Raw genomic sequence first — 19,138 nt, 5'->3', positions numbered from 1 at the left:
GATTCATGCGACATCGCGACCCGAAGACCTACTTGACGGCGCCTGCGGTGAGCCCGCCGACGATGTATTTCTGCAGCCAGAGGAAGAGCACGACGACGGGCAGCGCAGCCATCACGGCACCGGCCGAGAACGCGCTCCAGTCGGCGTAGCGCGGGTTCGACACGAGCTTCGTGAGGCCCACCGCGAGCGTCTGCTTCTCGGTGTCGATGAGCATCACCGAAGCGACGGCGAACTCGTTCACCGAGAAGATGAACGACAGCAGCGCGACGACCGCGAGGATCGGGGCCACGAGCCGCAGGATGATCGTGAAGAAGATGCGGGCGTGGCCGGCCCCGTCGATCTTCGCGGCCTCGTCGATCGACGCGGGGATCGTGTTGAAGAAGCCGTACATGAGGAACGTGTTCACGCCGAGCGCGCCGCCGAGGTACACCATGATCAGGCCGATGTGGGTGTTGAGGCCGATCGCCGGGAACCAGTCCGAGATCGAGCTCATCAGCAGGAAGATCGCCACCACGGCGAGCATCTGCGGGAACATCTGCACGACCACGATCGAGATGAGCCCGAACCGGCGGCCGGTGAAGCGCATGCGCGAGAAGGAATACGCCGCGAGCGCCCCGAGGAACACGGTGCCGATGGCGGTGACCGAGGCGACGAGGATCGTGTTCGCGAACCACTGCGGGTAGGGAACCTGCGGATCGGTGAGGATTCGCACGTAGCTCTCGAAGCCGATCGCCGAGAACAGCGCGTTCGATCCCGTGAGCGTGCCGTTGGGGTTCAGCGACGACGAGATGACGAACACGATCGGGAAGAGCGCGAACACCACCATCACGAGACCCACGATGTGGCGCCAGCCGGTCGCTCGGAACCACCGGCCGAAGTTGAACGGTCGCTTCAGCGGCACGCCGCGCGGGTGCGCCGCACGCTCGGCCTCGGCGTCGAGCGCGGCACCCGCGATACCACCTTCGGCGGCGAGATTCTCGACCCAGGAGCCCCGCTCCTTCGTGCCCTTGCCCTTGCCCCTGCCGTTGCCGTTGCCCTTGCCCCTGCCGTTGCCGTTGCCCTTACCCTGCTCGGCCATCAGTTCAGCTCCTCGAGGCTCTTGGTGCGACGGAACGCGATGATCGAGATCACGGCGACGATGATGAAGATGATGATCGAGTAGGCGCTCGCGAGCCCGTAGTCACGCGACTGCCCGGTGAAGGCCACCTTGTAGACCATGGTGATGAGCAGGTCGGTGAATCCGACCGGGATCGGCGCATTCGAATCTCGTGGCCCGCCGTCGGTCAACATGTAGATGACGTTGAAGTTGTTGAAGTTGAAGGCGAACGACGCGATCAGCAGCGGCGCCACGGTCACGAGCAGCAGCGGCAGCTTGATCAGCCGGAAGATCGCCCAGGGTTTCGCACCGTCGACCTTCGCCGCCTCTTGGATGTCGTCGGGGATCGACTGCAGCGCACCCATGCACACGAGGAACATGTACGGGAATCCGAGCCACAGGTTCACGAGCAGCACCGAGAACTTCGCCATCCATGGATCTGTCAGCCAGGGAATGGATGCCCCGCCGAAGATCACCTGGTTGATGAATCCGAAGCTCTCGTTCATCATGCCCGCCCAGATCAGGGCCGACAGGAACGACGGGATCGCGTACGGCAGGATCATCAGCACCCGGTAGAACTTGCGCCCGCGCATGCGCATGTCGTTGAACACGATCGCGAGGAAGAGCCCGAGAAAGAAGGTCGACGCCACCGAGATGAACGCGAACGCGAACGTCCAGAGCGTGACGTAGACGAGGGGCTGCAGCAGCCGCGGGTCGGTGACGGCACGCACGAAGTTGTCGAACCCGACCGTGATCTGCCAGCCAGGAAGCAGCTCTTCGCCGTCGGGCGAGGTGAAGGCGCCGGTGCCGATGTCGGAATAGACGGCGCCCGTGGTGAGGTCGGTCATCGTGCCGGCGGCCTCGTCGTACTCGAGGGTCGAGACGTACTGGTAGGCGTTCGACCCGTCGGGCGTGCGCATGGCGCCGTCGTTCGGGTCGTCCGAGAACGGCACCGCGAGCTCGGTGATCTCGTCGGTGCGGGCGATCACGTCGGCGAAGCTGAGGGTGGTCCAGCCGTCGACGGCCACGGCCTTGCCGCCGTCGAATTCGGCGTCGACCTCGGCGAGCGGCGATTCATTGGTGCCGATGAGGGCATCGCCGTCGGGGTCGGTGACCAGCAGCCCGAGCGTGCCGAACTGGTCGACGACGGTCACAGGGTAGGTCGGGGAGTCTTCGACGCGCTGCAGCGACGACGCCATCAGCGACGACACGGCCTGCTGCTGCGAGCCGTTGTGGCCGGTGCCGTAGTTGGTGAAGGCGATGTAGCCCGTGTAGACGAGCACGAACACCTGGAACAGCACGAGGAAGATGACCCCTGGCGTGAGGTACTTCGCGGGCAGCCTGCGGCGCGAGAAGTAGATCCAGTTCACCGCGATCGTGACGACCGCCACGACCGCCGCGATCAGCCACTGGTCGGCGGTCACGAGAATGAAGAGCGCGTAGAGCGCGATCGCATCGACGAGGCCGAGGGCGACGAGCTTGAAGAGGAACACCTTGATGCCCCCGGATGCCGCGTCGGCGATGCCTGCGGCCTGTCGCTGTCGTTTCGTGGGCTTCGGTGCCGTGGCCGAAGTGCCCGACGTATCGGACCTGCCGGGTACGACCTCGTCGTCGATCTTGGTGCTCATGCGTGCTCGCTCTTCCCCTCAGATGCGGAGTGCCCCGGGTCGGATGCCGCCTGGCATCCGACCCGGAGCAGTCGGGCGTGGTCAGCCGATGGCTGCCGACACGTCGGCGGTCAGCTTCTGCCACGTGGCGACGGGGTCGGCGCCGTTGATGATCTCGGCCTGGGCGATGCCCCAGTACTGCCACACCGAGCCCATGGCCGGGATCGCCGGCATCGGCACGGCCTCGGCACCGACGGCCGCGAAGCCCTCGATGATCGGGTCGCTCGAGGCGGCCTCGGCCGCGGCCGAGAGCGCGGGCAGGATGTTGCCGGCCTCGAAGAGCTCCATCTGCACGTCTTCGGTGCCGATGTAGTTCACGAGAAAGTCGTTCGCGGCGACCTTGTTCTTCGACTCCGACGAGACGAAGAAGCCCTTGACGCCCGCGAAGGGCTGGGCGGCGTCGGCCGTCGGGCTCGGAACGGTGTCGATGGCGACGTTGATGCCGCCGTCGATCGCAGCGCCGACGTTCCACGGGCCGGTCAGCCAGAAGGCGGCGGTGCCGTCGAGGAACGCCTGCTTGGCGATGTCACCGTCGATGTCGGTGTTGAAGTTGCCGGTGCCGTTCTTGCCCTGCGCGCCGAGCCACGTGGCGAACTCCTCGCCGCCCGCGTTGCCGATCTGCAGGTCGGTGGGGTCGTAGCCCTCGTCGTTCGTGCCGAAGACGGGCGCACCGAACGCGGTCTGGAAGGGGTAGAGGTGGTAGGGGTTGCCCTCGGCGCCCTGCTCGACCACGAACGGGTGGGCGAGGCCGGCGGCCTGGCCCTTGGCGATCATGTCGTCGAAGCTCGTGGCGGCCTCGGGAACGAGGTCGGCGTTGCGCAGCACGGCGATGTTCTCGACCGCGTACGGAAGCATGTAGGTGGTGCCCTCGTAGGTCGACGCGTCGACCGCGACGGGCAGGTAGTCGGCAGCCGAGTCACCGAGCTCGATCGGTGCGACGACACCGTTCGTCGAGAGTTCGCCGAGCCAGTCGTGCGCGCCCATGGTGATGTCGGGGCCCTTGCCGGTCGGCACCTGCTGGATGAAGTCGTCCTTGATGTCGGCGTTGTCCTTGCCGACGAGTTCGACCTCGACACCCTTCTCTTCGGAGTAGGCGTCGGCAGCGGCCTGCAGTGCGTCGACGCGCTCGGCGTCGACCCAGACCGTGAGCGTGCCGCCCGCGGCCTCGGCCGGGTCGTTCTCGCCGGATCCCGTGGAGCAGCCCGCGAGGCCGAGCGTCGCGACGACCGCCGCTGCCCCGATCGCGAGCAGGCTCTTCTTGTTCACCCTCATTGGTGTGTGCCCTTCGTGTGCGTGAGTCCGGCACCTTCGCCTGGTGGAGGAGCTGTCATCCCCGTTCCGCCGGGCGGAACCACTGCACCGTGACCGAAAGGCCGCTCTTTCGTGTGGAGTACTCGCGATATGCAAGCGATTACAGGTATACCTTGACGACGCCGCATTACCAAACCGGGATGCCCCGATCGATACCGGTTCGTGACCATCAGGTCGCGCGTGGCAAGTGCAAGCGTTTCCATCATCTGTTCAGATGTCGTACAGTTTCCGCATGACTTCCGAATGGTGGCGCACTGCCGCGATCTACCAGATCTACCCCCGCTCGTTCGCCGACGCGAACGGCGACGGCATGGGCGACCTCGCCGGCATCACGTCGCGGCTGGGCGACCTGCACGACCTCGGCATAGACGCCATCTGGCTCTCGCCGTTCTACACCTCGCCCCAGCGCGACGGTGGCTACGACGTCGCCGACTACTGCGACGTCGACCCGCGCTTCGGCACCCTGGCCGATTTCGACGCCATGGTCGCCGAGGCCCACGCCCGCGACATCCGCGTCATCGTCGACCTCGTGCCGAACCACTCGAGCGACCAGCACGTGTGGTTCCAGGCAGCCCTCGCGGCCGCGCCGGGCAGCGCCGAGCGCGCGCGCTACCTGTTCCGCGACGGCGGCGGCACCGATGGCGAGCTGCCCCCCAACAACTGGGAGTCGGTCTTCGGCGGCCCCGCGTGGACCCGCGTCACCGAGGCCGACGGCACGCCCGGGCAGTGGTACCTGCACCTCTTCGACAGCACGCAGCCCGACTTCGACTGGACCAACGACGAGGTGCGTGACGAGTTCCGTCGCATCCTGCGCTTCTGGCTCGACCGCGGGGTCGACGGGTTCCGCGTCGACGTCGCGCACGGCATGATCAAGGCCGACGGACTGCCCGACTACACGCCGCCCGCCGAGGGCGGCAGCATGGGCGGGGCCGGCGGCGTGGCGGTCGGAGTTGCGGTCGACGTGGCAGTCGGCGTGGCGGCCGCCGGCATGGCGGTCGGCCATGAGACTGTGGGCGCCGACGCGACCGGCGTCGCCCTCGAGCCGCAGATCAGCGACGAGAACGGCGACAGCGCACCCTATTGGGCGCAAGACGGAGTGCACGAGATCTACCGCGACTGGCGCGCGCTGCTCGACGAGTACCCCGGCGAGCGCATTCTCGCCGCCGAGGCGTGGGTCGACCCGCTGCCCCGCGTCGCCAAGTGGGTGCGCCCCGACGAGATGCACCAGGCCTTCAACTTCGCCTACCTCGAGACCCCGTGGCAGGCCGAGGCCCTGCGCACCGTCATCGACGCGTCGCTCGAGGCGTTCAGCGCCGTCGGTGCGCCCTCGACCTGGGTGCTCTCGAACCACGACGTCGTGCGCCACGCCACTCGGCTCTCGGTGACCGAGCCCAACCCCCAGGGCCACGGCCTCGGCCCCCGCTCGGCCGGGCTGCCGCAGTACGCGCCCGGCCTGCGCCGCGCCCGCGGGGCCACGGCGCTCATGCTCGCGCTGCCCGGATCGGCCTACCTCTACCAGGGTGAAGAGCTCGGGCTTCCCGAGGTCATCGACCTGCCCGACGACGCGCGGCAGGATCCGACCTGGTTCCGCACCGCCGGCGAGCGTTACGGGCGAGACGGATGTCGCGTGCCGCTGCCCTGGGAGGGTTCTGCTCCGTCGTACGGCTTCGGTCCATCGGATGCCTCGTGGTTGCCGCAGCCCGCACAGTGGGCCCAGCTCGCGCGCGACCAGCAGCGCGGCGTCGCCGGCTCGACGCTCTCGTTCTACCGCGACGCGTTGGCGCTGCGTCGTGAGCGCGGGCTCGCCTCGGGGTCGCTCGAGTGGGTGGCGGGATTCCCGGCCGAGGTCGTGGCGTTCCGCAACGGCGACGTCGTCGTGGTGGCGAACACGGGCTCCTCGCCGGTCGAGCTGCCCGCTGGCGACGTGCTACTCACGAGCGAGCCGCTCGCCGACCGCACCCTCGCACCCGACACCACCGCCTGGCTGCGCGCCTAGCACGCGCTCCACCCACGCTCATCTCTGAGCGGCGCGAGGCTCATCTCAGCGCGCGGCGCGAGGCTCATCTCTGCGCGCGGCGCGAGGCTCATCTCTGCGCGCGGCGCGCCCTTCACGCGCTCGCCGTTCACACAACGCAGGACCAGAGCCGCACTACCCCGCCCACCGGCGGCAGCCGACCCCACATCCTGCGTTGTGTCGACAACCCCCGAGCGGCGCGGGGCGGCGCGCGGCCTCGACTTCCTCGCCCCTCCACACACCTACGACGCAACACAGGACCAGAGCCGCACTACCCCGCCCAAGCGCGCTCCCCGACCACTCATCCTGCATTGCGACGGAGCAGCACGTCGAGTGGAACGTCGAGCGGGTCTTCGTGCACGTACTTCGGCATCGGCACCGAGGTGGCCGACGTCGACCGGGCGCGATACCCCCACCGATGCTCGCCGCGCGCTACGAGCGCGAGAATGCCCGCCGCCGAGGCATCCCATTCGTCCATGATCATGCGATAGCTGAGCCGCAGCACGAGGAATCCACGCATCGCGAGCTCGAAATCGCGGCGCCGGTCGCGCTCGAACTCGGTGCCGGTGTGGAATTTCGACCCGTCGATCTCGATCACGAGCCGATTGCCGACGACCAGATCGACCCGTCCGACGCCTTCGATCTCGACCTGCGCGCGGTGCGTGATGCGGTGCGTCCGCAGGAACAGCCGCACGCGTGACTCGATGCCCGACTCGGATTGCGCCGACGCCCGATCGACCAACGTCCGCCGCGACGGCAACGCGAACTCGCGCACCTGCTCGAGCCCGCCGTCAGTGAGTTGGCCCGACGCGAGCGCCGAGTCGATCGTCGTGATCGCGTGCTCGGCCGTGGCACAGCTGAGCATCTCGGCAAGCGCGATCGGCAGCGAGTCGCGGGCGCTGTCGAGCGGCGGGGCGGAGCGGTAGTGCACGCACACTCCGTGCCCGGACGGGTCGAGCCGCGGCGACGTGGCGGCAGCGGCGGCAGCGGCGGCGAGCGCCGCGGTCGGCGGTCGCAAGCGCGAGGCCGTGCGCGGCACGCGGACGTGCAGCAGTCGGTCGGTGTGCAACCAGAGGCCGTGAAGGCGAGCGACGGATGCCCCGGTGAGGGCCCCGCCGACTCGTACGGCCCGCACGACATCGTCGGGAGCGTCGCGCACTGCGTACCAGCCCCGCCGCACCCGCATGATGGCGTGATCAGAGAAGGCCGCCACCACCGCAGCCCGATCGATGTCTGCAGCTCTGAGCTGACGCACCGACCGGGCGCCCCCGTTTTCGCGGATATGGCGGGCGACGTGCGACGGGGTCCAGCTCACGTCTCGATTCTGGCCGCGATCCGGTGCACCCTGCGGGCGCGTGACGCACATGTGGATAACTCGGGTGGGGGCCGGCCATCGGCGACGAGGCAACCGGCCCTCCGCAGGCGACCCCTCCCGCAACGCAGGACCACAGCCGCGACAGCACCCCAGCCACGGGCACCCGCGCTCTCGTCCTGCATTGCGCAAAGCGCGCGCTGCACACGCCCCCGGCGCCAGCCCGGCCCTCCGCAGGCGACCCCTCCCGCAACGCAGGACCACAGCCGCGACAGCACCCCAGCCACGGGCACCCGCGCTCTCGTCCTGCATTGCGCAAAGCGCGCTGCACACGCCCCCGGCGCGAGCCCGGCCCTCCGCAGGCGACCCTCCCGCAACGCAGGACCACAGCCGCGAGAGCACCCCAGCCACGGGCACCCGCGCCCTCGTCCTGCATTGCGCAAAGCGCGCTGCACGACGGCAAGACGGCCGACGGATATTTGCGCGCCTTCGCCTGAAGACGCCGCAGCGCCTGCACTACCGTGGTCGCATGCATCGAGAGCGTTCGGCGCGGGCATCCGCACTGGTTGCGGGTGCCGCGGTGGTTGCCGTCTTCGCCATGAGCGGCTGCACGGCATCTGACTGCAGCGACGAGGCATCCGCCACGGTCATGGTGCGTTCGGTGACGCCAGACGTAGTCACGGTTCAGTGCTGGTCGGGCTGCGTCGACGGCGCGCGCGAGTTGACGAAGTCCTCGGGCGAGGATGTCTGGGCGGCCGAGCTCGCCACCGATCAACCCGAGTCGGTCACGCTCGCCGCGCGCGACGCGTCGGGTGGGCTGCGGTTCGCGCAGCGGTTCCACCTCGAATGGTCGGGATGTCCCGCCACACCGAACCCCGATGTGCTCGAGCTGCTTCGCCCCGAGGGCGGCACCGCCGGCACCGGCGCCACCGACGGCACCGGCGACTGAGCGCCAGACGAGCGGGGTGCGCCCCGCGGCTCAGTTCGTGTTGGCGTACAGCCACTCGAGCGGGTCGACCTTGGTGCCGTCGACCCCGCCGAGACGGATCTCGAAGTGCAGGTGCGGCCCCGTCGACATGCCGGTCGAGCCCGTGGTGCCGAGCACGTCGCCGACCTCTACCGTGTCACCCTCGACGAAGCGCCGCGAGCCGTACTCCATATGCGCGTACACGCTCGTGACGAGTTCGCCGTCGATGACGTGATCGATCATGACGACGACGCCGAGCGAGCCGCCCTCATCGGTCGAGTTGACGACGGTTCCGTCGGCGATCGCCTGGATCTCTGCGCCCAGACCGGGGTTGAAGTCCTGGCCGCCGTGGTCGCTTGAACACCCGGCGCAGTCGCGGTAGCCGAAGCGGTCGCCGATGTGCACGCCGACGGCGAAGGGCCACTGGATGGTTCCGGCCGGGTTGTTGACGAAGTCGCCCTCGGCGCGGATTCCCGCCGCCTCGGCGTACTCCTGCACGGTCTGCGACTCATACCCCTCGGACTGCACGCTCTGCGCAAGCACTCCGCCCGAGATCACGACGCGCTGCCCGTCTTCGCCGTACACGTTCGCCTGTTCGAGCGCCATGGCCTGCACGTCGGCTGGCGTCAGCAGCGAGAGCGACGGCACCGATGTCGCGACCGCGAGCAGCGCCGCGAAGCTCATCGCGATCATGCTCGCGAGGGTGCGCGACCGGCGAGGCCGCTGCGCCGGGCGAGGCAGCGAGGGACGCGTCGATGACGGTCGGGTCGATGCTCGCGCGATCGACGGGCGAGCGATCGACGAGCGAGCGGATGCCGCACCGCGGCCCGCCGGCACCGACTCGGCCGCTCGGCGGGAGGTGCCCGATGCCGCGCGACGGGGGCTCGTCGCGGGCGTGGCCTGCTGACGCCGCGAGGAACGGCTCGACGAACTCGCATCTGTGGCGTGAGACAACGGAGCCGCGGGATCGCTGCTGAACGATGAAGCGAACAGGTCGAGATCGTCGACGATCTCGGTGTGGCTCGACGGTGTGGGCTCGATGGCCGCCGCGGCGATCGCTGCCGCGAAGTCGGTGGAGGCGGCCGAAGCCGGCGCCGTGGGAACGGCGGGGGCGATGCTCGCGGTGGCGGTGGCCGCGGCTGCGGCGACGGCGGGGGTCACAGTGGCGGCGGCCGCGCTCGCGGCGACGGCGGGGGTCACAGCGGCGGGGGCCGCGGCTGCGGCGTTGGCGGGGGTCGCACCGGCTGAGGCGGCCCGGGCCGCGCCCGCGGCAGCAGCCGTCGCAGATCCGAGCCGCGACCTCGCCGATGCCTTCGGCTTCGCTTTCGCCTTGGCCGTCTTCTTCGTCTTCTTCGGTGCCCGCTCGGCGCGCGCCGTACGACCACCACGACCGCGCCCGGTGTCGATGTCGTCGTCGTCGTCGTCGACGGTGAGGTCGGCGAACAGCGCGTCGAACCCGGCCCTCGCGCCGTCGGTGGGGACGGCCGGATCGTCGACACGTGACACGGTGAAGGCCGAGTCGCGGTCACGCCGTGTGGCGGTCGACTCGGCCTTGGGAGCGGCTGGTGTTGCGGGAAGTGCGGCAGGTACTGCAGGTGTTGCGGGAAGAGCGGCAGGTGCTGCAGGTGTTGCGGGAAGTGCCGCGGGTGCTGCTGGTGTTGCGGGAAGTGCCGTGGGTGCTGCGGGTGTTGCGGGAAGAGCGGCGGGTACTGCAGGTGTTGCGGGAAGAGCGGCGGGTGCTGCTGGTGTTGCGGGAAGTGCCGTGGGTGTTCTGGGGGCTACGGGAGCCTGAGGCGTGAAGACCGGTGTCGGCCGCTCTGGCTGCGGCTGCTCGGTGGGCCGCCATTGGGCCGGCTGCTCGGTGGGCCGCCATTGGGCCGGTTGAATTCCGGCGGGCTGCGCGTCTGCCGGCGATTCGGCCGCGCGCCGCGGGCGGCGCATCTCGGGCTGGGGAGCCGCCGGTGCGATGCCGAAGAGATCGTCGAAGCTCGGCTGCGAATCGCGAGGGGGTGCGGTGAAGGCGGGGGCAGGGGCATCCGGAATCGGCGTCGCCGCATGCTCGACCGCCGCCGGCTGCCCCGCAAGCGCGCCGGGCGTCGCGGACGCGTGTGACGCGTCGGCGGCCTCACGGGCACGCAGCTCACGACGGGTCAGGGGTCGCTCAGGCCGCAGATCAGCCTGAGTGCCGGGCGAGTGACCGTCGGGCACGAGGGGGGACTCGAGCACGTATTGGGGGCTTTCGGCAGGGGACGGGATGGGTACTTCGGGAGGTGCTCATCACGGCCTACGCCGAGATAACGGATTGGTAAAGCGTAACCGGTCTCGCACGGGATTTCCATGCGAAAACGAGGTTCCATTGCAGTTGCCATTGCTGACCGGCGATTTCATCAACGACACGCCGAGCGCCGGTTCGAGCGGCGGGCCGCGCGGACCCCGTCGACACGCCGTCGAACTCAGGCTCCGGCAGCCTCCAGCGCGGCGGCGAGCTCGTCATACAGGCCGGGCGCGGCCGCGATGAACAGCTCGGAGCTCTCGCGCCCGCCGCCGCGCCCGCCGACCTTCGCCCCGGCCTCGCGCGCGATGATGCCGCCGGCCGCATGGTCCCACGGGTTGAGGCCGCGCTCGTAGAACGCGTCGAGGCGCCCGGCGGCGAGCAGTCCCAGGTCGAGCGCAGCCGACCCGATGCGGCGGATGTCGCGCACCTGCGGCAGCATGCCCAGCAGCACCTGCGCCTGTTCACGCCGCACGTCGGCCGAGTACCCGAACCCCGTGCCGACGAGCGCCCGCCCGAGCGGCACGCCCGTGTTGACCTGCAGCCGCTGGTCGCCGAGCCACGCCCCGCCGCCCGCGCTCGCGGTGAACACCTCGCCCGTCGTGGGGTTCACGACCACGCCCGCGAGTCCCTGCCAGCTGCCGGGGTCGGGCGCGCCCGCGACGACGGCGACGCTCACCGTCCACGCCGGCACGCCGTAGAGAAAGTTCACGGTGCCGTCGATCGGGTCGACCACCCAGCTGATGCCGCTCGTGCCCGCGCGCGAGTCGTGCTCTTCGCCGACGATGCCGTCGTCGGGCCGCGCCGCGAGAATGCGCTCGCGGATGAGCGCCTCGGTGTCGCGGTCGGTCGCGGTGACGATGTCGGTGGGCGTCGACTTGGTCGCCGCGACCTCGACGCCGCTGCCGCCGGCGCGTCGCGCCGCGAGTGCGAACTCCCCCGCCTCGACGGCGATGCTTGTCGCGAGGTCGAGCAGGGCTGCAGGGTCGACGGATGCCTCGTGCTGGGTCATCCCCTCACGCTACGCCCTGCCCGCACATCGCACCGGCCGGCGCCCACGCACGGAGCGTGAACTCAGGCCGCGCTGGGCGCCGCACCCTCGGCAGGGCTGATGCGCCCGATCAGGGTCGAGAGCTCGCCGTGCAGGTGCACGAGCTCGTCGATGTCGACACCGAGCGCCGCGACGACCCGCTCGGGGACGTGCTCGGCCTGCGCTCGCAGACGCCGGCCCGCCGGAGTGAGCGTGAGGGCCAGCTGGCGTTCGTCGTGGGGCGATCGCTCGCGCGTCACGTATCCGGCCGCCTCGAGGCGCTTCACGAGCGGCGAGAGGGTCGCCGGTTCGAGCCGCACGAGCCGCGCGACCTCGCTCAGCGCACGCGGCTGCTGTTCCCACAGCGCGAGCATCACCAGGTACTGCGGATGCGTGAGCCCCATCGGCTCGAGAATCGGCTTGTAGGCGCTGATCACGAGCCGCGACGCGACCGCGAGCGCGAAGCAGAGTTGCCGCTCGAGCGCCAGGGGGTCGGCCGTGAGGTCGGGTGCGGCGTCTGCGGTTGCTTTGGCAGCGTCTGCGTCTGTCTTGGCTGCTGCGGCTGCGCCTGCGTCGATCTGGCGGTCGTCGACCTGCTGGCCCGAGATGCGGTTCGTCACGATCGTTAGTATACTAACGATTATGGCACGAAAGACAGAAGCTGTCGCGGGCGCGACCGATGTCGCGGGCGCGACCGATGCGCCGGGCGCGACCGATGTCGCGGGCGCGACCGATGTCGCGGGCGCGACCGATGCCCCCGGCGCGACCGATGCCCCCGGCGCGACCGATGCCCCCGGCGCGACCGATGCCCCCGGCGCGACCGATACGCCGGGCGAGCCGTCGAGCCTCAACCCGTTCCGCGGCAAGACCGGGTTCTACAACCGCTTCAACAACCTCGTCTACTTCTTCACCGGGCCGGCCCAGGTCGGCATCGGTCGACCCGAGGCGCCGTACGTGCCGCCCGCCGATCCGCGCTGCCCGATCTGCGGCAACCTCATGGCCGAGCACCGCATCGATCGCAGCGGTGAGCGCACCCAGCTGCACTGCCCGGCGGCGTAGCTCGCGTGACTCCCTAGACCCCAGCCGCGGCTGCGGCCGCCGCGCCAGCCGCGGCAGCGGCCGCCGCACCGGAAGCGGCGCCCATTAACGCACGAATGCCCCGGCTGACCGGGGCATTCTCGTGTGGCGAGTGAGGGATTCGAACCCCCGAAGTCGTAGACAGCTGATTTACAGTCAGATCCCTTTGGCCGCTTGGGTAACTCGCCATCGCACCCGACCGAGTTCTGCACACAACCGGGGGCCTGTCAAGGATACCCGCCGGGTGGCGTGTCGAGAAATCGACGCGACAAGCGGATGTCCCGCCCCCGTGCACGCCCTGTTCACCGCGCCCGCGCGTGCTTTTCCCCGGCCTCATTTCGCGTGGGAGCAACGTTGTTCGGCCGGAGCAAGCGACGAAGGTTGCTCCGACGCGACAACCTTGCTCCAGCGCGAGACTCGGCGCACAGGATCGCGCCGGGCCGCGGAACCGCCCGGTCGCTGGCCGGCCAGTGCGGGCTCCGAGCGGGCGCCCCGGGCGGGAGCGCCGGGGGCGGGCGCCGAGCGCCGAGCGGGCGCCCCGGGCAGGAGCGCCGGGGGCGGGCGCCGAGCGGGAGCGCCGGGGGCGGACCGCCGGGGGCGGGAGCGCCGGGGGCGGGGCGGCGCGACGCAGCCTCAGCCGAGCGGCTGGGTGTCGCCCGACTTCGGATCCCAGGCGGGGTTGTCGGGGCTCACGCCCCAGGCAGCGGTGTCGATGTGCGTGTCTTCGGCCTGGATCGTCGTGATGGGGGCCGTGTCACCGCCGCGGCCGCTGCGATCGGCGCCGCGGTCGGCGCGCACCTCGCCCGAGTGGCGCTGGCCGCCGCCAGGCCCCTGGTGCGCATAGTCGCGTGCGTCACCGCGCATGCCACCGCGAAGGCCCGAGCGCTGGATGACCCGCTGAATGGTGAGGCCGCGCTCGTTGGGGTGGCCGACGAACTTGATCTCGCGCAGTCCCTGGTCTTGGGCGGCCGACTCGAAGATGAAGTGTCCGTAACCGAAGACGCGGCCCGGAACCGACCGCTTCACCGAGATGTCGAGGATTCGGGTGATGGGCATCGTGGCGATGTGCCGCGCGAGGATGCCGTGCACTCGGAACACGCGCATGTTCGTGATGACGAACCGGTCCATCTGGGCCTGCAGTATGCGCCACCCGCCGTTGATCACGAGAAAGATGGCACCGGCGATCGGCAGCCAGTAGAGCTGCGACGGCATGAGCCCGACGAGCAGCAGCACGGGCACGGCGGCGATGAGCTCGAGCACCGGCCCCACGATCGCGGCCCAGTGCTTGGCGACCTCGTCGACGACGACCTCGCCCTCGTCGGCGATCAGGTACTGCTCGACGCGCGGGTCGAAGAAGCCGCCACGTTTCATGGTGCGAGCCTGCCGAGCCCGGCTACGTCGCCAGCGAGGTGAAGAACTGGCCGACCGACTGCACTCCGCCCCACACGGCACCGACGGCGCCTTGCACGGCGTTGGCAGCATCTTCGGGACGGGTGACCATGTAGAAGAACGCGAACACCACGACCAGCGCGATGACGATGCGTTTGACCCACTTCACGCGTGTTGCTCCCTTCTGATAGCCGCACGTCGGCCGACGCCCCCATGGAAAATCAAATCTCGCCATGTCTACCCCACCTCAGGGGCCACGGCAACGCGCCACCCCGAAAAGCGGGGAATGGGACATCCGCTCGCTGGGCGGGTTAGCGAGCAGAATCGATAGGATGCCCCTGACTCGGCGATGCCGGGAATCACTCGGCGGTGCCGGGAATGAGGGGTCATGGCCGGCATCGAAGAGGTGGCGAAGCTCGCGGGGGTGTCGACCGCGACGGTGTCGCGCGCGCTCAGCGGCCGCGGCCATGTGTCGCCCGCGTCGAAGGCGAAGGTCGAAGAGGCGGCGGCCCGGCTCGGCTACGTGGTGTCGTCGAACGCCTCCTCGCTGGCATCGGGGCGAACGCGCAACATCGGCGTCGTCATCCCCTTTCTCAACCGGTGGTTCTTCTCGTCGGTGCTCGAGGGCGCGCAGCGCGCGCTGCTTCGGCGCGGCTACGACCTGACCCTCTACAACCTGTCGGGCGACGGCGACGAACGGTCGAGCGTGTTCGAGCACTTCCTGCTGCGACAGCGCGTCGACGCCGTGATCGCCGTGTCGCTCGAGCTCACCGAGCACGAGGTCGCACGGCTGCACGATCTCGGCAAGCCGCTCGTGGGCGTCGGCGGCCCGATCCCCGGCGTGCCCACCCTCACCATCGACGACGCCGCCGTCGCGCGGCTCGCGACCGAGCACCTCATCGGCCTCGGCCACACCCGCATCGCGCACATCGGCGGCGACCTCGAGTTCGACCTCGACTTCCACCTGCCCACCAACCGGCGCACCGGCTACGAAGATGCGCTGCGCGACGCGGGCATCGAGGTCGATCCCCGGCTGTTCGCGCCCGCCGACTTCACGATCCGCGGCGGGTACCACGCGGCGAAGCAGTTGCTGGGCGCACCGCACGATCGCCCCACGGCCGTGTTCGCGGCATCCGATGAGATGGCGATCGGGTCGATCCTCGCCGCACGCGACCTCGGGCTCGTCGTGCCGCGCGACGTGTCGATCGTCGGCATCGACGACCACGACCTCAGCGACTTCTTCGGACTCACGACGGTTGCGCAGTTCCCACGCCTGCAGGGCGAGATGGCGGTCGACGTGCTCATGGAGCGGCTCGAGCCGAGCACGCCCGACGCCCCCGCGCCCGCCGCGGTGCCCCTGCCGTACGAGCTGCGCGTGCGCTCGTCGTCGGCGATCCCGCTGGCCTAGCGGGTCACGCGCTCCCCGCGCGCTCCCAGCGCGGTCGCCCCGCTGCACCGTGACGACCCTTTGCCGGTCCACGGCACCTCGGGTATGCACGTGAACCGGCGAAAGGTCGTCACGGGGCGTCAGGCGGGCAGCCGCAACCGCCCGAGTGCGGCCTGGATCGCCACCGCCGCGGCACCGCGCGCCCACGACACGAACCCCGCGTCGTCGACGTGGATCTCGACCGGCGTCGCATCGGGGTCACGGTCTTCGGCGAGCGCAGCGCGTGCGAGGTCGCCGATGAGGTTCCACAGCCCGACGCCTTCGCCCGAAAGCACGATCGTGTCGACCATGGCGATGTTGGCGATCGTCGCCATCATGCGGCCGAGCGCGCGCCCTGCGGCTGCGGTGACCGAGACGGCGAGCGGATTTCCCTCCTCGGCCAGTCGCAGTACCTCGTCGTAGTCGACCTCGCGGCCGAGCGCGATGCCGAGCTGCAGGCTGATGCTCGGGATGGACAGCATCGCGGTGGAGCATCCTCGGTGCCCGTCGATGCAGAGCGGGCCGTTCGGATCGAGCGGCAGGTGCCCACCCAGGCCGAGGCCCGAATCGGCGGTCGTGACGACCCGGTCGTGCATGACGAGGCCGTAGCCGACGCCGGCGCCGATCGTGACGACGGCGAACGCGGGTCGGCCGCGCACGGCGCCGAACCACTGCTCGGCAGTGGTGAGGGCGGTGACGTCGTTCTCGACGGTGACCGGGATGCCGAGTTCGCGCTCGAGCCGATCGGCGAGCGCGACATCGCGCCAGCCGAGGAACGGCGCACGCGTGACGACACGCTGGTCGGCGACGTTGCCGCCGATGCTGACGCCCAGTCCGGACACCTCCACGGCATCGCCATCGCCGTCGCGGAGCCGTGCCACGAGGTCGACCACCGAGTCGACCACGGCGTCGACCTCGTGCCCGTCGAGGCTGCGCTCCCCCTGGCCGAGTGCGCCCGCACGCAGATCGGTGATCACGCCGAACGCAGACTCGCCCGTGACCTTCACGCCGACGAAGCGACGCGAGTCGACCTGCACGTCGAGCGGCTTGGCGGGGCGACCGGTTGCGCCTTGCAGCGTCTCGGACGCCTCGATGAACCAGCCGCGATCGAGGAAGGGCTTGCTGAGCCTGGTGAGGCTCGCCGGCGAGAGCCCGAGCCGGCGACCGAGTTCGGCCCGCGAGATGGGTCCATGGATGAGCACCTCTCGCGCGAGTTCGCGCGCCGAGCCACTGACCTCCGCTTGGCTCTCCGCCATCGCTGAACCTCCCGCGTTTGTTTCATTCTGACACGAAAGAAACGAGAGCAGGCCACCACACACACACGGGACATCCGGATTCACGGGGTTGACAACCGAATTATTTCTGTCGTAGAAATAATTCATGCAACGCCGCACCGAGCTCCGTCACCTCCGCAATGGAGGCACGAGCGTCGTTCTCGACGCCCGCCACGCTCCCCTGCCCGTCATCGTGTTCTGGGGCGAAGACCAGGGCGACCTCGACGAGGCGGAGCTCTCGGCGCTCGGCACGGCGGCGCTGCCGCAGCGCGTCTCGGGCGGGCTCGACCAGCCGGCGCGGCTCACGCTCATCCCGCAGGAGTCCTCGGGCTGGCTCGGCACCCCCGGCCTCGCCGGCCACCGCAACGGCCGCCACTTCTCGACCAAGCTCATGACCGACGCGATCGACGTCGACGAAGCATCCACTGCCGCCGTCGTCACCGCATCGGATGCCGCAGCCGGCCTCGCGGCAACGATCACACTGCAGGTCACCGCATCGGGCCTTCTGCGCCAGCGCATCACCCTCGAGAACACGGCCGACGACCCGTACTCGCTGGTGGCGCTCGCCCCCGTGTTCCCCGTTCCCGGCGACCTCGGCGAGCTGCTCGACACGACTGGACGGCACCTGCGCGAGCGTTCGCCCCAGCGGCACGCGTTCACCATCGGCACGCACGTGCGCGAGAGTCGTCGTGGCCGCCCCGGCGCCGATGCCAGCCTCGTGCTCGCCGCCGGCCGCACGGGCTTCGGCTTCGAGCGCGGCCTCACGTATGCGGTGCACGTCGCTTGGAGCGGCAACCATCGGCTCGCCGCCGAGCGCACGCCCACCGCCGAGTCATTCCTCACCGCCGGCGAACTGCTGGTCCCCGGGGAGATCGTGCTCGGCGAGGGCGAGTCCTACACGACACCGTGGGCGATCGGCTCGTGGGGCGACGGGCTGAGCCGGCTGGCAAAACGCTTCCACGACGAGCTGCGTGCCCGCCCGCAGCATCCGGCCCGCCCTCGCCCCGTGACACTCAACACGTGGGAAGCGGTCTACTTCGACCACGACTTCGAGACCCTCGCCGCCCTCGCCGAGCGTGCCGCGGCCGTCGGGGTCGAGCGATTCGTACTCGACGACGGCTGGTTCCAGGGCCGCCGCGACGACACGACCGGCCTCGGCGACTGGTTCGTCGACGAGCGTGTGTGGCCGAATGGCCTCGGCCCGCTCATCGACAAGGTGCGCGGACTGGGCATGGAGTTCGGCCTCTGGGTCGAGCCCGAGATGGTGAACCTCGACAGCGACCTCGCCCGCGACCACCCCGACTGGATCCTGCGCGGGCGCGACGAGCTGCCGGTGCCCGCGCGCCAGCAGTACGTGCTCGACCTCGCCAACGATGGCGCCTGGCGCTACCTGCTCGAACGACTCGACGCCCTGCTCGCCGAGCACGACATCGCCTACCTCAAGTGGGACCACAACCGCGACCTGCTCGAGGCGGGCGCCGCCGACTCGGGCCGCGCCCGGGTGCACGACAACGTCGAGGCGCTCTATCGTCTGCTCTCTGCACTGAAGCAGCGGCATCCGGGGCTCGAGATCGAGTCGTGCGCGTCGGGCGGCGCCCGCGTCGACCTCGGCATCCTCGAGCACACCGACCGCATCTGGACGAGCGACACCCTCGACCCCATCGAGCGGCTGCAGATCCAGCGCTACACGAGCCTCGTCGTGCCGCCCGAGCTCATGGGCGCCCACCTCACCAGCCCCACCGTGCACTCCACAGGGCGGCAGGTCTCGCTCGACCTCAGCGCGGGCGTCGCGATGCTCGGCCATCTCGGCATCGAGTGGGATCTCACCGCACTCGACGCCGATGGGCTCGCCGCAGTCGCGCGCTGGGTCGAGCTCTACAGGGGCCATCGCGCACTCATCCATTCCGGTGTGCTGGTGCACGGCGACACCCCGGATGTCACGACTGACGTTCGTGGCGTCGTCGCCGCTGACGGGGCATCCGCTCTCTTCACGTTCACGCAGGTCTCGACCAGCGTGACCTACCCGCCCGGCCGCTTCACGCTGCCGGGTCTCGACGCCGACCGCAGCTACACCGTGCGGATCGTCGCGGGGAGCGTGGCCGACGGACCCGGCCAGTCCCCGCTCCCCTGGGCCGAGCAGCCGATCACGCTGACCGGCCGCCAGCTCGGCACGGCCGGCCTGCAGGCCCCCGTGCTGTTCCCCGCACAGCTCGTGCTACTCGAGCTCGTCGCCACCGATCCCGCAAGCTCCGACAGCTCCGCGGACTGACCACTGCACTACTGCACCCCAGCGCAAGGAGGCG

The 19,138-nt window shown here is 70.1% G+C and carries 16 protein-coding genes and 1 tRNA gene; 6 read left to right on the top strand and 11 right to left on the bottom strand.

The annotated features are described in order from the left end of the window. Positions 1 to 28: 28 nt before the first annotated feature. The 3 genes from ABD164_RS08715 to ABD164_RS08705 all read right to left on the bottom strand — a co-directional run bounded on the left by ABD164_RS08715 (position 29) and on the right by ABD164_RS08705 (position 4,035). On the bottom strand, positions 29 to 1,078 hold the full coding sequence (locus ABD164_RS08715) for a sugar ABC transporter permease (RefSeq protein WP_344295445.1): 1,050 nt from the start codon (positions 1,076 to 1,078) through the stop codon (positions 29 to 31). Beyond that, positions 1,078 to 2,724 (bottom strand): ABC transporter permease subunit, encoded by a 1,647-nt coding sequence (locus tag ABD164_RS08710; protein WP_344295444.1) that lies wholly within the window; start codon positions 2,722 to 2,724, stop codon positions 1,078 to 1,080. Before ABD164_RS08710 ends, ABD164_RS08715 begins: the two co-directional genes overlap by 1 nt. A gap of 81 nt (positions 2,725 to 2,805) precedes the next feature. Continuing rightward, on the bottom strand, positions 2,806 to 4,035 hold the full coding sequence (locus tag ABD164_RS08705; RefSeq protein WP_344295443.1) for a sugar ABC transporter substrate-binding protein: 1,230 nt from the start codon (positions 4,033 to 4,035) through the stop codon (positions 2,806 to 2,808). A 271-nt stretch (positions 4,036 to 4,306) separates the two neighbouring features. Between ABD164_RS08705 and ABD164_RS08700 the strand changes: the two genes are divergently transcribed. Further along, entirely contained in the window at positions 4,307 to 6,070 is a 1,764-nt protein-coding gene (locus tag ABD164_RS08700) for a glycoside hydrolase family 13 protein (RefSeq protein ID WP_344295441.1), read from the top strand. A 319-nt stretch (positions 6,071 to 6,389) separates the two neighbouring features. Here ABD164_RS08700 and ABD164_RS08695 read toward each other — a convergent pair whose 3' ends face one another. Further along, entirely contained in the window at positions 6,390 to 7,403 is a 1,014-nt protein-coding gene (locus tag ABD164_RS08695; protein ID WP_344295440.1) for an endonuclease domain-containing protein, read from the bottom strand. A 526-nt stretch (positions 7,404 to 7,929) separates the two neighbouring features. Here ABD164_RS08695 and ABD164_RS08690 point away from each other — a divergent pair. Next, positions 7,930 to 8,349, top strand: coding sequence for a hypothetical protein (locus ABD164_RS08690; RefSeq protein WP_344295439.1), 420 nt, complete (start codon positions 7,930 to 7,932; stop codon positions 8,347 to 8,349). A 30-nt stretch (positions 8,350 to 8,379) separates the two neighbouring features. Here ABD164_RS08690 and ABD164_RS08685 read toward each other — a convergent pair whose 3' ends face one another. Further along, positions 8,380 to 9,873: a peptidoglycan DD-metalloendopeptidase family protein gene (locus tag ABD164_RS08685; RefSeq protein ID WP_344295438.1), complete on the bottom strand. Its 1,494-nt coding sequence runs from the start codon at positions 9,871 to 9,873 to the stop codon at positions 8,380 to 8,382. A gap of 59 nt (positions 9,874 to 9,932) precedes the next feature. Here ABD164_RS08685 and ABD164_RS08680 point away from each other — a divergent pair, with 59 nt between their 5' ends. Next, positions 9,933 to 10,166, top strand: coding sequence for a hypothetical protein (locus ABD164_RS08680; RefSeq protein WP_344295436.1), 234 nt, complete (start codon positions 9,933 to 9,935; stop codon positions 10,164 to 10,166). A 654-nt stretch (positions 10,167 to 10,820) separates the two neighbouring features. Here the strand turns inward: ABD164_RS08680 and ABD164_RS08675 are convergent. Beyond that, positions 10,821 to 11,651 (bottom strand): inositol monophosphatase family protein, encoded by an 831-nt coding sequence (locus ABD164_RS08675; protein ID WP_344295435.1) that lies wholly within the window; start codon positions 11,649 to 11,651, stop codon positions 10,821 to 10,823. 62 nt (positions 11,652 to 11,713) lie between these two features. Beyond that, a complete protein-coding gene (locus tag ABD164_RS08670; protein WP_344295434.1) occupies positions 11,714 to 12,289 on the bottom strand; it encodes a MarR family winged helix-turn-helix transcriptional regulator in 576 nt (191 codons plus the stop codon). Positions 12,290 to 12,311: 22 nt separating this feature from the next. Here ABD164_RS08670 and ABD164_RS08665 point away from each other — a divergent pair, with 22 nt between their 5' ends. Continuing rightward, positions 12,312 to 12,728, top strand: coding sequence for a hypothetical protein (locus ABD164_RS08665; protein ID WP_344295433.1), 417 nt, complete (start codon positions 12,312 to 12,314; stop codon positions 12,726 to 12,728). Positions 12,729 to 12,852: 124 nt separating this feature from the next. Here ABD164_RS08665 and ABD164_RS08660 read toward each other — a convergent pair. The 3 genes from ABD164_RS08660 to ABD164_RS08650 form a co-directional block, all read right to left on the bottom strand. Then, a tRNA-Tyr gene (locus ABD164_RS08660) sits at positions 12,853 to 12,934 on the bottom strand. A 445-nt stretch (positions 12,935 to 13,379) separates the two neighbouring features. Next, positions 13,380 to 14,117 carry a PH domain-containing protein gene (locus ABD164_RS08655; protein WP_344295432.1) on the bottom strand — a complete coding sequence of 246 codons (738 nt, stop codon included), beginning with the start codon at positions 14,115 to 14,117 and terminating at the stop codon, positions 13,380 to 13,382. Between the two features lie 22 nt (positions 14,118 to 14,139). Beyond that, positions 14,140 to 14,304, bottom strand: coding sequence for a hypothetical protein (locus ABD164_RS08650; protein ID WP_344295430.1), 165 nt, complete (start codon positions 14,302 to 14,304; stop codon positions 14,140 to 14,142). A gap of 219 nt (positions 14,305 to 14,523) precedes the next feature. Here ABD164_RS08650 and ABD164_RS08645 point away from each other — a divergent pair, with 219 nt between their 5' ends. Next, positions 14,524 to 15,543, top strand: coding sequence for a LacI family DNA-binding transcriptional regulator (locus ABD164_RS08645; protein ID WP_344295429.1), 1,020 nt, complete (start codon positions 14,524 to 14,526; stop codon positions 15,541 to 15,543). 119 nt (positions 15,544 to 15,662) lie between these two features. Here the strand turns inward: ABD164_RS08645 and ABD164_RS08640 are convergent, their stop codons facing one another. Then, positions 15,663 to 16,817 (bottom strand): ROK family protein, encoded by a 1,155-nt coding sequence (locus ABD164_RS08640; protein WP_344295427.1) that lies wholly within the window; start codon positions 16,815 to 16,817, stop codon positions 15,663 to 15,665. Between the two features lie 124 nt (positions 16,818 to 16,941). On the opposite strand from ABD164_RS08640, the gene ABD164_RS08635 reads away from it, so the two are divergent. Next, positions 16,942 to 19,104 (top strand): alpha-galactosidase, encoded by a 2,163-nt coding sequence (locus ABD164_RS08635; protein ID WP_344295425.1) that lies wholly within the window; start codon positions 16,942 to 16,944, stop codon positions 19,102 to 19,104. Positions 19,105 to 19,138 lie beyond the last annotated feature (34 nt).

Origin of the sequence: Agromyces neolithicus (genome assembly GCF_039529735.1) — a bacterium.
Taxonomy (GTDB): domain Bacteria; phylum Actinomycetota; class Actinomycetes; order Actinomycetales; family Microbacteriaceae; genus Agromyces; species Agromyces neolithicus.
The sequence above is the reverse complement of the archived record's forward strand: the minus strand, read 5'-3'. Positions and strand labels throughout refer to the sequence as shown.